This window comes from Nonomuraea sp. NPDC051298, assembly GCF_055586305.1.
In genome coordinates this window covers 114,650-126,801 of the sequence record NZ_JBVJIM010000002.1, presented here as the reverse complement: position 1 = coordinate 126,801, position 12,152 = coordinate 114,650, and the positions used below count along the sequence as shown (strand labels likewise).

Sequence of the window (12,152 nt, the reverse complement as noted above, 5' to 3'; positions counted from 1 at the left end):
GAAGGGAGGCCAGACCTCATGAAACTCGAGCTCCGCGGCATCACCAAACGGTTCGGCAGCCTGACCGCGAATGACCACATCGACCTGGTGGTCAGGTCCGGCGAGATCCACTGCCTCCTCGGTGAGAACGGCGCGGGCAAGTCCACCCTCATGAACGTGCTGTACGGCCTGTACCAGGCCGACGAGGGCGAGATCCTCCTGGACGACGTGGTCCAGCGGTTCTCCGGCCCGCGCGACGCGATGAACGCCGGGATCGGCATGGTCCACCAGCACTTCATGCTCATCCCCGTGTTCACGGTCGCCGAGAACGTGATGCTCGGCAACGAGCCCACGCGGGCCGGTGGCACGCTCGACCTCGACGCCGCCCGCGCCCGCGTGCGGGAGATCTCCCAGCGCTTCGGGTTCGACCTCGACCCCGACGCGCTCGTGGGGGATCTCCCGGTCGGCGTGCAGCAGCGGGTCGAGATCATCAAGGCACTCTCCCGTGACGCCCGGATCCTGGTCTTCGACGAGCCCACCGCCGTGCTCACGCCCCCCGAGACCGACGAGCTGATGGCGATCATGCGCCGGCTCAAGGAGCGCGGCACCGCGATCGTGTTCATCACCCACAAGCTGCGCGAGGTGCGCGAGGTCGCCGACCGCATCACGGTGGTGCGTCTCGGCAAGGTGGTCGGCGAGGCGTCGCCCACGGCCGGCGACGCCTCGCTCGCCTCGATGATGGTCGGCCGCGCGGTCGAGCTGACCGTGCGGAAGGCTCCCGCCGAGCCCGGGGACACCGCGCTCGTGCTGCGCGACCTGTCCGTGATCGACGCGCGCGGCCAGTACGTCGTGTCGCACGTCGACCTGACGGTGCGGCGCGGGGAGATCCTCGCGATAGCCGGTGTGCAGGGCAACGGCCAGACCGAGCTGACGGAGGCGATCCTCGGGCTGCAGCCGCGGGTCGAGGGCTCGATCACGCTCGACGGGGTCGAGCTGGCCGGTCGCACGCCACGGCAGATCCTCGACGCGGGCGTCGGGTTCGTGCCGGAGGACCGTGGACGGGACGGCTTCGTCGCCGAGTTCACGATCGCCGAGAACCTCATGCTCGACCGCTCGTACGGCCCCCCGTTCGTACGGGCGGGCGCGCTGCGGCTCGACACGGTCGAGTCGTTCGCCCGCGCCGCGATCACCGAGTTCGACATCCGCGCGCAGGGGGCCGGCACCAACGTCGGCCGCCTGTCCGGCGGCAACCAGCAGAAGGTCGTGCTCGCCCGCGAGCTGAATCGCGAGCTGCGGCTGTTCGTCGCCGCCCAGCCCACCCGCGGCGTCGACGTCGGCTCGATCGAGTTCATCCACCAGCGGATCGTTCGAACCCGCGACGCGGGGGTGCCCGTGATCGTCGTGTCGACCGAACTCGACGAGGTCGTCGCGCTCGCCGACCGCATCGCCGTGATGTACCGCGGCGGGATCGTCGGCGTCGTGCCCGGTGACAGCCCGCGCGACGTGCTCGGCCTCATGATGGCCGGCGCCGCTCCCCAGGCGGTGGCGCTGTGACACAGGACACGCCCCGCTCCCATCGGATCCTCAGGGAGATCTCGGGGGGCAACGCCGTCGTCTCCGTCCTCGCGATCGGGCTCGCCCTGCTGGTCGGCAGCGTCCTCATCGTGCTCACCGATCCCGAGGTGCAGGCGGCGTCCGGCTACCTGTTCGCCCGTCCCGCCGACGCCGTCCTCGCGGCCGGCGACGCCGTCGCGGGCGCGTGCTCGGCGCTGTTCCAGGGCGCGGTCTTCAACGGGACGCGCGTGGGCTGGGCGAACCAGATCAAGCCGCTCACCGAGACGCTCACTCTCGCGACCCCGCTCATCGCGGCCGGACTCGGTGTCTCCGTCGCGTTCCGGTGCGGCCTGTTCAACATCGGGGGCCGAGGGCAGATGCTCGTCGCGGCCGCCGTCGCCGGCTGGATCAGTTGGTCGTTCCCGATGCCGCACCTCCTGCACCTGCTCGTCTGCGTGCTCGGCGCGATCGCCGGCGGCGCGCTCTGGGGCGGCATCGCGGGCGTGCTCAAGGCCAGGACCGGCGCGCACGAGGTGATCGTCACGATCATGCTCAACTACGTCGCCTTCTACCTGGTGTCGTTCCTGTTGCGCACCCCGGGGGCGCTGCAGGCGCCCGGTTCGAACAACCCGAAGTCGCCGGCGGCGCTCGACACGGCGGTGCTGCCGACGCTGTCGGATCTGCTCGGCGTCGGCTCGTTCCGCCTGCACGCCGGGTTCGTGCTCGTGGTCGCGGCCACGATCCTCGTCTGGTGGGTGCTGAACCGTTCCGGCCTGGGCTTCCGGTTCCGGGCGGTCGGCGAGAACCCGGACGCGGCGCGGGTGGCCGGCATCGAGGTGCGGCGCGTGTACCTGGTCGCGATGATGATGTCCGGCGGCCTCGTCGGCCTCGCCGGAGCTTCGCAGGTGCTCGGCACGACGACCACGGGCTTCGGCTCGGGGGTCGACGCGGGCATCGGCTTCGACGCCATCACGGTGGCGCTGCTCGGGCGCTCGCGCCCGTGGGGCGTCTTCGCCGGCGGCCTGCTGTTCGGCGCGCTCAAGACGGGCGGGTACGCGATGCAGGCGGCCCAGGCGGTCCCGATCGACCTCATCCTCGTCGTGCAGGCCGTGATCGTGCTGCTGATCGCGGCGCCGCCCCTCGTACGCGCCGTGTTCCGGCTGCCCGCCCCGGCCCTCTCGGGTGGCCAGCAGGCGGTGACCAGGTGAGCGGCGTGAGCGGCACCGCGACGGAGACCGTCCGCGCCGGGACGGCCGTGAGCCGCGACTGGAAGGCGCCGATCGCGCTCGACGTGTTCGCCGTCGTCGCGCTCGTCCTCGGCTTCGCGGTCACCCGGACCGGAACGAGCACCTTCGGCCTCACGACGCCCGGCGACCTCGTCGCGCTCCCCCCGCTGGCGGTCCCCACGGGCGGCACCGTCGCCGCGCTCGCCCTCGTGCTCGCCGGGCTCGCGGTCGCCGCCCACGTCCTCGTGCTGTCCGGCGGCGGACGTCGGGTGCCGCGCCGGCTCGTCGCGGTGTTCGCGATCGTGTTCCTCGTCGCGTTCCTGACCTGGGCGTCGGCGGGACGGACCGTCCCCGTCACCGGACTGCTGATCGGCGCCCTCGCGCTCGGCACGCCGCTGATCTTCGGCGCCCTCGGGGGCGTCATCGGCGAGCGCGCGGGCGTCGTGAACGTCGCGATCGAGGGCCAACTGCTGCTCGGCGCGTTCTCGGCCGCCCTCGTCGGGTCGGTCACCGGTCAACCCGTCCTCGGGCTCGTCGCGGCGATGGCCGGCGGGGTGCTCGTCGCCCTCGTACTCGCCACTTTCGCGCTCCGGTACGTCGTCGACCAGGTCATCGTCGGCGTCGTCCTGAACGTGCTCGTGACCGGCCTGACGGGCTTCCTGTACATGAAGGTGCTGAAGTCCGACGCCGAGCTGTTCAACGCGCCCGACCGGTTCCCCGTGCTGCCGATTCCCGGACTGTCGGCGATCCCGATCGTCGGGCCGGTGATCTTCCAGCAGACGATCATCGTGTACCTCATGTACGTCGCGGTGTTCGCGGTGTGGTTCGGCCTGTTCAAGACCCGCTGGGGTCTGCGGGTCCGCGCGGTCGGCGAGCACCCGACCGCTGCGGACACGGTCGGCATCGACGTCAACCGCACCCGGTTCTGGAACGTCGCCCTGGCCGGCGCGATCACCGGTGTCGGCGGCGCCTACTTCACCCTCGACTCCGTCGGCGCGTTCACCAAGGAGATGACGAACGGCATGGGCTTCATCGCCCTCGCGGCCGTCATCTTCGGCCGATGGCATCCCGTCCGGGCCGCGTTCGCGGCGCTGCTGTTCGGATTCGCCACGAACCTCCAGAGCATGCTGGGCATCATCGGCTCCCCCGTGCCGAGCGAGTTCATGCTCATGCTGCCCTACGTCATCACGGTGTTCGCGGTCGCCGGCCTGGTCGGGCGGTCCCGCGCGCCGGCGGCGGGCGGAAAGCCCTACCTCAAGTCCTGAAAGTCCCGCACCACGTCATGGAACACACGGAAACAAGGAGAAGATCACCCGTGCCCCAGAGTTTCGTCATCGACACCGACACCGCGTCCGATGACGCCGTCGCCCTGTTGATGGCCGCGCGCGACCCACGCTCGCGGATCCGCGCCGTCACGATCGTCGCCGGGAACGTCCCCCTCGCGCAGGGCGTCCGCAACGCGAAGGTCACCCTCGAACTGGCCGGGGCCGCCGACGTGCCGGTGTGGGCGGGATGCCCCGCTCCGCTCATCCGCGAACTCGGGACCGCACAGAACGTGCACGGCTCCGACGGGATGAGCGGAACCCCGCTGCCCGAACCGCGGATGGCGACGCAGGACGGCCACGCCGTGCTCGCGCTCCTCGACCTCGCCCGCGACGAGCCCGGCCGGCACACGCTCGTGACGCTGGGCCCCCTGACGAACATCGCGGCCGCCGTCACGATCGACCCCGAGTTCCTCACGAGGTTCGCGCACACCTACCTGATGCTGGGCACCAGCGACGGCAACGGCAACGTGACCGCGATCGCCGAGTACAACGCCTGGGCCGACCCCGAGGCGGCGCAGATCGTGCTCCAGGCGCCGGGCGAGAAGACCATGGTCGGCTGGGACATCTCCCGCAAGTACGCGGTGATCGATCCGGACGAGGATCGCCGCCTGCGCGACCTCGGCAGGCTCGGGCAGTTCGCCGCCGACATCAACCGCGACGTGCACGTGTTCGCGGTCGAGGAGACCGGGCTGGCCGGCTACGACCTCCCCGACCCCATCGCCATGGCGATCGCCATCGACCCCGGCATGATCGTCCACGCCGAGGACCTCCACCTGCGGGTGGCGACCGACCAGACCACCCGTGGGCACACCTACGCCGACCGTCGCACCCCACCGCGACCGGTGAACACCCGCGTCGTGACGAGTGTCGACGGCCAGATCTTCCTCGACGCGCTGCGGGCCGCCGTGACCCTCTGACGCCGGTCGGCGCCGGCCGGAGGCTCTCCGGCCGGCGCCGTGCCCACGCGGCAGTAGAGTGGTTATCATGGTCACGTACGCGGACATCGCCAAGCGCGCGGGCACGTCGACCGCCGTAGTGAGCTACGTGCTGAACGACGGGCCGCGCAACGTCGCGCCCGCCACCAAGGAGCGCGTGCTCACCGCGGCCGCGGATCTCGGATACCGGCAGAACCGGATCGCGCGAGCCCTGCGTTCCGGCCGGACGGGCCTCGTCGGGGTGCTGACACCCGACCCGACCATCCCCTACTTCGGCGAACTCACCCGGGCGATCGTCCAGGCCGTCGGCGACGCCGACCGGTTCCCGCTCGTGAGCCACGCCGCGGTGTCCGGACGATCCGAGCGCCAGGCCATCGAGGCGCTGCTCTCGGCCCAGATCGACGGGCTGCTCATCACGGCGTTCTGGCCGGACCAGGAGCTTTCCCTCGAGATCGACATCCCGGTCGTCTACGTCCACCACAAACCCGACGGCGTCGAGGGCCTGCTCGTCGAGAGCGACAACACGCACAGCGTCCGTGAGGCGGTCGGGCACCTCCAGGGCCATGGCTACGGCGCGCCGGCATTCTGGGGAGGTCCCGACGACGTCGGCCCCACCGGCGAGCGGATCCGCGCGTGGGCCGCGCTCGTCGGCGACGAGGGGTCTCTCCGCCGCTCCGGCTACAGCAGCGAGGAAGCGGCCACCGAGTTCCGGCGGCAGCACCGGCTCGGGACACTGCCGAGGTCGCTGGTGATCGCTTCCGACGTCCAGGCGCTCGGGATCCTGTCCGCCGCCTACCGGCTGGGTGTGCGCATCCCTGACGACCTCGCCGTCATCAGCCTCGACGGATCCGCCGAGACGGCGTTCACCTCTCCCCCGCTGACGGTCGTGCGGCAGCCGGTGGAGGAGATGGCCGCTCGGGCGGTCGGCCTGCTGACCGGGCGGCCCGACGAGCGCGAGTCGCTCGCGACCCTGACCATCCGGGCGAGCTGCGGCTGTGACTACAGGGCCTGAGCGAGGCGCGACCGGATGAGCACGGTCAGCGCGGCGAGGGCCGACAGCAGGACGGCGAGCGACAGCCCGGCCGTGATCGTCGGGCTGACCGCGCCCAGCGCCGTCCCTGCGCCGATCCCGACGTAGAGCGCGGAGGCGTTCAGGCCGACCGCGATCGCGCCGTGCGGCCCCGCGGCACGCAGGAGCAACTGCTGGATGACCGGGCTGATCGACCAGGTGGCCGCACCCCAGACACCGAACAGCACTCCGGCGCTCGCCGCCCAGGCCAGGTCGGCGTGCGTCAGGGCGACGAAGCCCAGGAACACCAGGCACAGCACCGTGAGCGCTCCGACCAGCAGCCGTTCGGGATCGCGGTTCTGGAGCAGGAGGCCGACCAGCGCCGTGGCGACGACGCCCCCGGCCCCGAACACGGCCGACCCGGCCACGTCCGACCCCACGCCGGTCGCGAGCGCGTCCGACCGGCCGAACACCAGGTAGGCCGATGCCATCGAGACCGCCGTGAGAAACAGCCAGAATCCGCAGGTCGCCAGGGTGCCGAGAAATCGGACCTGCCGCGGCCGGTCCGCCCGATCCGTCGGCGCGCCGCGCACCGCGAACGCCAGGGCCGCGCCGGCGACGCCGAGGAGGGCCGGCGCCATCAGCAGCAGTTGCCAGGGGACTCGGCCGGCGAATGCCCGCGCCACGTCGGGCGTGAACGAGGTCGCCCCCGCCAGGACGGCGAACGCGACCCCCGTGGCCACGGCCGACCGCCGCGCGGCTCCGGCCGCCGAGAGGAGGACCGGGACGAGGGTCGCCGCGCCGATCGCGGCGACCGCCCGGGAGGCGGCGAAGGCGCCGAAAGTCGATGCCAGCGCGCCGAGCAGACCGGCCACGACGACCAGCGCCGCGCCGACCGAGATGACGCCGCGCCACGAGAGCCGATGGCCGAGGGCCGGCGTGAACGGCACGCAGACCGCGTACGCGACCGAATAGACGACGGTCGCGAGGTGGAGCCGGTCGACGTCCGTGCCGAGATCCCGCGCCACCGCGTCGGCCAGACCCGCTGGGAGGAAGGTGCTCATCCCGGCGGCCGCGAGACCGAGAACGACGACGGCGAACCTCACGCGCCGCGGGCCCGAGACCAATCGGCGGCCACCTGTTCGCGCACCGTCACCTCACCGATGTTCAGCGCGATCGCGGCCAGCGCCGCGTGGTGCGTGTCCTCCTGGTAGGACGCGCAGCAGTCGGCGGGCACCTGAACCTCCCACCCGCGCTGGAAGGCGTCGTTCGCCGTCGAGGCGACGCAGCACTCGGTGGTGAGCCCGGTCACGGTGACCCGATCGACTCCGGCGCTCCGCAGCATCGACTCGAGCGGCGTGTCGATGAAGGCGCTGTACCTCTCCTTGCGGACCACGCTCTCTTCCGCGATCGGCAGGACCCGGTACAGTTCGGCGAGTTCGCTGCCTTCCGCGCACGCGTCGAACCCGAACGCGGCCGGCGAACCCCGGAACTTCCTGTTCGCCTCCCACGGCGCATCGGGCCGGGTCGTGTTCCTGATCCAGTAGATCGGCACACCCACCGACCGCGCGTCGTCCACGAGACCGGCGATCTGCTCGACGGCCACCTGAACGCTGGCCACGGCCTCCGCCGAGACGCCGTGACTCCGCAGAAACTCGGGCCGGGCGAAATAGTGCTGGACGTCGACGACGAGGAGAGCCTCGGCACTTGCCCGTGTCATGAGCCCGTCTTTCTAATCGTTTAGATAGGAGATTTTGGCACCGTATCGCCCGGCCGAGATCCTCGTCAACAGGGCTCGGGCGCGCCGACCCGGTGCGGATGGCCGAAACCGCGGGAGTTCTGGACCGTTCGAGCCAGGGATGTGGCGCGTTCACACGGCATTCAGCTCCGAACGTGACCATTTGCGACGTTTGCCCCATTGATCAACAGATGGGGTGCTAGCCCCCAAAAGGGGCCTCGAAGAGGGGAAACACGGTGTTCGGGGTGTGGCGAAGAAACAGGAAGACCGGCCGGTTCAAGTTACCGGCCGCCCTGCTGAGTGTGATGGTGCTCACGGGCCTGGTGAGCGGGTTTCCCGCCCAGAGCGCGCAGGCGGATCCGATCGGATCGCCGGGATACCGGGCGCTCGCCGGCGTGGGGTCGGCGACGACGGAATGGCTGACGAACGCCTTGGCGGACGCGGTGACGGTGAACGGGCAGAAGGTGCTGGGGTCGTACAACGCGGCCGGCCAGACCGCGTCGCCCACGATCACGACCAAGGACCCCGCGACGCATCCGGACTGCACCCTGAACCGCCCGGCGACCGACGCCGGCGGGCAGAGCGCGCTGCGGTACTCGATAGCGGCGGAGGACGGGTGCCTCGACTTCGCCCGGCTGGCGGGCGAGCCGAGCAGGTTGTCGATCTCACCGGTCGACGGGGTGACCTACCTGCCGTACGCGCTGGACGGGATCACGTTCGTGACCAACCGGAGGACCTCCCTGCTCGGGAAAACGCTGAGCTTCCTGCGCGAGGTGTACACCTGTGGCGCCGGCTCGGCGGGGTGGCATCCGCTGCTGCCTGCGTCGGGGTCGCAACTGCGCGGTGAGTGGCTGGCGGCTCTCGACCTCCGGGAGGACGACGTACGCGGCGGGAAGTACCCGTGCGTCAAGGACGTCAACGGAAGCGTGCCGAACCGCGACAACGACGTCTCGCTCGTGGCGGCGGACCCGAACGCGATCATGCCGGTCTCGATCGCGCACTTCGTGCAGAACAGGTGGCCCGACATCCGGATGGGCCGCATCGTGCAGGCGCCGGAGGCGGACGGGCGGGGCCCTGTGGTGTCCAACGCCGCGGCGTTCCCCGACGGGGTCAGCTACACCACTCACTTCTACTCGGACCTGCCGGACATGACCTCCGAGGAGTTGAAGGACCTTTACCAGTGCCGGATCACGAGGGTCCGTGGGAGGCCGGCGACGCCGTCGCTGCCGGCGGCGGGTTCGGTACGGTCGGCGTGGCTGCCGCGGGTGGGCATCACCGAGGCCGACCTGACCGCGGGCCGGTACCCGTGCGTCCGCACCACCACCGGCGACGGCTCCCCGATTCCCGTCGATGACGGGCGCTCACTGGGACTGACGGACGTCATCCCGCACTCCATCTCCGAGTACATGCGCCAGATGTACGGGTCCAGCGGGGTGGCCGCGGACTACCGCGCCGGGCGCGTGCTGGGCGGGCTCGCCCAGGACCAGCAGGGCAAGGTCGTGAAACGGCCGTTCGTGTTCAACCCGGAGTACGGCCGCCCGCTGGTGCACCGGTTGTACAACGTGCTCCCCGTGAGCAAGCAGCGCACCAGCCCCTGGCGGGAGGTCTTCACCGGCCCCACCTCGCTGATCTGCCAGAACACCGCGATCATCGAGACCTACGGCTTCGCCCCGCTGGCCCAGGAAGCCTGCGGCGGCGGCGCTGAGCTGCTTTCCGACCCCGCGCCGCCGAGCTACCGGATCCGCAACGTCAAGAGCGGCAAATGCCTCTCGAACGGCACCGGCAGCGTCGCCGACGGCGCACAGCTCAGCCAGTGGACCTGCGGGACCGGCGCCGAGCAGCAGTGGACCTGGACCGGCGTCGACGGGCGGCAGCTCAAGAACTCCCTGAGCGACAAGTGCCTGGCGATCGGCGGCGGCAGCACCGCCAGCGGCGCGCAGGCCATCCAGTGGACCTGTGGGTCCGGCACCGAGCAGCGGTGGATCCTCGAGGCCGACCCGGCGGGCGAGAGCTACGTCAAGAACGCCAAGAGCACCCATCTGCTGACCGTTTCCGGCGGCGGCCTCACCGACGGCACCAAGGTGGTCCAGTCGACGCCGGCCGGCAACGCCGCGGAACAGCACTGGATCCTGGAGACCGCCACCACCGTGACGCCGGGCGACGACGTCCTGATGTCGACGGCGCTCCCGGGCTTCACGGCAGGAGCCCCGATCGACAAGGCTGCGAAGAAGGCGGCGGAGCAGGCGGCGACCCCTGCGGCGGCGGGGAACGAGTGGGTCAACGTGGTCTATCCGAAGCGGCTGGTCGACATCCGCAACGGCAGGTGCCGCATGCAGGGCTACTGGAACTCGAAAGCCGTCAGGCCGGGCAGCGGGCCCCTCGGTGGCGTCTTCTTCGACACCCGGGCCTATGTCGTCGGCCCCAAGTGCGCGATCACCATGCACCTGCAGATCATCGACTACCAGATGAGGGGCCTGGGGTTCTACATCGCCGACCACTACTACGACAGCAGCAAGCCGTCCAGTTCGGGCAAGAACGAACGCTGGATGTTCTGGGGACCCATCCTCGGCGGGAACTACCACATCAAGATCGGCACTGTTCCCTATCTCCTCACCTACACCCTCAAGGACATGACCACCGGTGGAATCGCCTCGGTCGGGGCGATCTGGGGACCGAAGGCGAACTGGTGCGACGGCTGGAACCAGCCGGGCGCCTGCCCCACCACCACCTGAGTCGCGGTCTGCAACACGCCGAAGGGTGCCGGACACTTACCAAGGTGTCCGGCACCCCTTCGCGAGGAGACCCTGTGACACCTCATGATCGCTTCGAGGCGATCTATGACTCGTACTATCCGGCCATCCATCAGTACGCCGCCCGCCGTACCGGTTCGGCCGACGACACCGCCGACGTCATCTCCGAGACGTTCCTCACCGCCTGGCGACGCCTCCACGATGTCCCCGACGGCGAGCGGGCGCTGCTGTGGCTGTACGGCGTGGCCCGCCGGGTGCTGGCCAACCAGCAACGCGGCGCCTCACGCCGAGCCGGGCTCGCCGACCGCCTCCGCGACGAACTGGCCGCCGACCGGCCCGTCACCCCGGTCGATCTGGCGCACGTCCGCGCCGCCTTCGAGGAGTTGCCCGGGGGTGATCGCGAGGTGCTGGCGCTGGCCTGCTGGGAGGGGCTGACCAGCGAGCAGATCGCCAAAGTCATGGAATGTACGGCTGTCGCCGCCCGCACCCGGCTGCATCGCGCGCGCAAGCGGCTGGCGGCGCGGCTCGATCGGCCGACGGTCTCGACGATTTCGATGGGGGAAGCATGAGCGACGTCGACAACCTGATGAGAGCCATCGATCTTGTCCCGCACGCGCCCGAACAGGGGCCGGGCGCGCGCGAGCTGCGTGCGGCGATCATGGCGACGCCGGTTCCGCGCCGTCGGCCGTCCCGGTGGCTCGGCGGGGGCGGAGCCCTCAGGCGTGCCCGCCGGCCTGTTCTGGCCTCGGCCGTGGCCGCGGCGGCGGTAGCCGTCGCGATCGGCGTCGGCCTGCCCTCCGGCGGTCCGGCGACCGAGTACGCCAACGCGGCGGTCTCCATCAACAGGTCCGACGGCTACTTCGCCGTCACCATCACCGACCCCACGGCCGACCGCCGGCGCTTCGAGGAGGCGTTCGACGCGGTCGGGCTGAACGTCACGGTGAAGATCATCCCGGTGGCGCCGGACGACGTCGGCAAGCTGATCGGCCCGATCGTTCCCGAGGGCTTCAAATGGCACGGAAGCATGGGAACGCAGCCCCTGACACCTTGCGCGTCGGCGTTCTGCGGCAAGGTCTGGATGCCCTCGGACTTCCCCGGCCGCGTGGTCTTCGGGATCGGCCGCCCCGCCGAACCCGGCGAGCCCTACGCCGAGGACGGTCCCGTCGATCCCCGCGGGGAGGAGTCCCTGGAGGGTTACCAGGTTCGCGGGAAGACGGTGAAGGCTGTGCGTGCCGAACTGCACCGGCGTGGACTGAAGGTCGGCTATCGCCTGCTGTGGAACCTTCCCGACGGCGGCTCCTTCGATCACCAGGTCTCCGCGGACCGGATCAAGGATGACTGGATCGTCAGCGGATCCCGCGACCACAGCTCCGACACCGTCGACCTCTACGTCATCCCCGGCCCCGGCGCCGGCCCCGCCCCCGACCCGCGCACGGTCGCCACACCCCAGTGGTACGACGACCTGACCGACTGACAACGGCCAGACCGATCACGGGCGGGCTGCCAGGCAGCGCGCGGACCCGGCTGCCCCGCCGTGACCGCGCGAGGTAGATCATCGTGGACTATGCTTTCGTCGCATGACGCAGTTCACGGCAAATGAGCGTCAATCCGGCGTCGGCTTCCGGAGGGCTGCGAG

At 70.9% G+C, this 12,152-nt stretch carries 10 protein-coding genes; 8 read left to right on the top strand and 2 right to left on the bottom strand.

The window, feature by feature from the left end; all coding sequences use genetic code 11:
- Window positions 1-18: 18 nt before the first annotated feature.
- The 5 genes from ACZ6S0_RS05690 to ACZ6S0_RS05670 all read left to right on the top strand — a co-directional run bounded on the left by ACZ6S0_RS05690 (window position 19) and on the right by ACZ6S0_RS05670 (window position 6,031).
- Window positions 19-1,533 carry an ABC transporter ATP-binding protein gene (locus ACZ6S0_RS05690; protein WP_465913620.1) on the top strand — a complete coding sequence of 505 codons (1,515 nt, stop codon included), beginning with the start codon at window positions 19-21 and terminating at the stop codon, window positions 1,531-1,533.
- Complete coding sequence (locus ACZ6S0_RS05685) at window positions 1,530-2,741, top strand: ABC transporter permease (protein ID WP_465913618.1); 1,212 nt, start codon at window positions 1,530-1,532, stop codon at window positions 2,739-2,741. The genes ACZ6S0_RS05690 and ACZ6S0_RS05685 overlap by 4 nt, the downstream gene beginning before the upstream one ends.
- Window positions 2,742-2,746: 5 nt before the next feature.
- A complete protein-coding gene (locus ACZ6S0_RS05680; RefSeq protein ID WP_465913616.1) occupies window positions 2,747-4,024 on the top strand; it encodes an ABC transporter permease in 1,278 nt (425 codons plus the stop codon).
- A 50-nt stretch (window positions 4,025-4,074) separates the two neighbouring features.
- Complete coding sequence (locus tag ACZ6S0_RS05675; protein ID WP_465913614.1) at window positions 4,075-5,001, top strand: nucleoside hydrolase; 927 nt, start codon at window positions 4,075-4,077, stop codon at window positions 4,999-5,001.
- Window positions 5,002-5,068: 67 nt separating this feature from the next.
- Window positions 5,069-6,031, top strand: coding sequence for a LacI family DNA-binding transcriptional regulator (locus ACZ6S0_RS05670; RefSeq protein WP_465913612.1), 963 nt, complete (start codon window positions 5,069-5,071; stop codon window positions 6,029-6,031).
- Here ACZ6S0_RS05670 and ACZ6S0_RS05665 read toward each other — a convergent pair.
- Both ACZ6S0_RS05665 and ACZ6S0_RS05660 read right to left on the bottom strand, forming a co-directional pair.
- A complete protein-coding gene (locus ACZ6S0_RS05665) occupies window positions 6,019-7,134 on the bottom strand; it encodes an MFS transporter (protein WP_465913611.1) in 1,116 nt (371 codons plus the stop codon). The two genes, ACZ6S0_RS05670 and ACZ6S0_RS05665, sit on opposite strands and share 13 nt — an antisense overlap.
- A complete protein-coding gene (locus ACZ6S0_RS05660; protein ID WP_465913610.1) occupies window positions 7,131-7,748 on the bottom strand; it encodes a cysteine hydrolase family protein in 618 nt (205 codons plus the stop codon). The genes ACZ6S0_RS05665 and ACZ6S0_RS05660 overlap by 4 nt, the downstream gene beginning before the upstream one ends.
- 263 nt (window positions 7,749-8,011) lie before the next feature.
- Between ACZ6S0_RS05660 and ACZ6S0_RS05655 the strand changes: the two genes are divergently transcribed.
- The 3 genes from ACZ6S0_RS05655 (at window position 8,012) to ACZ6S0_RS05645 (ending at window position 11,990) form a co-directional block, all read left to right on the top strand.
- Window positions 8,012-10,498 (top strand): RICIN domain-containing protein, encoded by a 2,487-nt coding sequence (locus ACZ6S0_RS05655; RefSeq protein WP_465913607.1) that lies wholly within the window; start codon window positions 8,012-8,014, stop codon window positions 10,496-10,498.
- A gap of 74 nt (window positions 10,499-10,572) precedes the next feature.
- Entirely contained in the window at window positions 10,573-11,085 is a 513-nt protein-coding gene (locus tag ACZ6S0_RS05650) for an RNA polymerase sigma factor (protein ID WP_465913605.1), read from the top strand.
- Entirely contained in the window at window positions 11,082-11,990 is a 909-nt protein-coding gene (locus tag ACZ6S0_RS05645) for a hypothetical protein (RefSeq protein WP_465913603.1), read from the top strand. The genes ACZ6S0_RS05650 and ACZ6S0_RS05645 overlap by 4 nt, the downstream gene beginning before the upstream one ends.
- Window positions 11,991-12,152: the final 162 nt, after the last annotated feature.

What these genes read in the sequence shown, in the direction of transcription:
- ACZ6S0_RS05660 (WP_465913610.1), bottom strand. Translation starts at nt 7,748, where the DNA reads ATGACACGGGCAAGTGCCGAGGCTCTCCTCGTCGTCGACGTCCAGCAC.
- ACZ6S0_RS05645 (WP_465913603.1), top strand. Translation starts at nt 11,082, where the DNA reads ATGAGCGACGTCGACAACCTGATGAGAGCCATCGATCTTGTCCCGCAC.
- ACZ6S0_RS05690 (WP_465913620.1), top strand. Translation starts at nt 19, where the DNA reads ATGAAACTCGAGCTCCGCGGCATCACCAAACGGTTCGGCAGCCTGACC.
- ACZ6S0_RS05670 (WP_465913612.1), top strand. Translation starts at nt 5,069, where the DNA reads ATGGTCACGTACGCGGACATCGCCAAGCGCGCGGGCACGTCGACCGCC.